This is a genomic window from Priestia sp. SIMBA_032, from assembly GCF_046535215.1.
Taxonomy (GTDB): domain Bacteria; phylum Bacillota; class Bacilli; order Bacillales; family Bacillaceae_H; genus Priestia; species Priestia aryabhattai.
The window spans coordinates 1-236 of record NZ_JAWRXD010001559.1; the positions used below are offsets into that span (position 1 = coordinate 1).

The window sequence follows — 236 nt, forward strand, 5'->3', positions numbered from 1 at the left end:
GGGAGAAGACGATGACTCCTCCGCACTCCGATCCGACCGCCGGCGCCCCCGCAGCCCCGTCCGAGCCGCGCATCCGCCTGGCGATCCTCGACGACCACGAGATCCTGCTCGACAGCCTGGCCTCCTGGATCGAGCGGAACGCCCCGGAGTTCGACCTCGTCGTCCGCGCGGCGAGCTGGCTCGAACTCGTCCACAGCGACGCGTTCCCGACCGATCTGGTCATCATGGACCTCCAG

1 protein-coding gene is annotated in these 236 nt (G+C 69.5%); it reads left to right on the forward strand.

Annotated features, from left to right (window positions below):
- Positions 1–11 precede the first annotated feature (11 nt).
- The coding region (locus SB717_RS39525; protein WP_410908793.1) for a helix-turn-helix domain-containing protein at positions 12–236 on the forward strand (225 nt) is incomplete at its 3' end.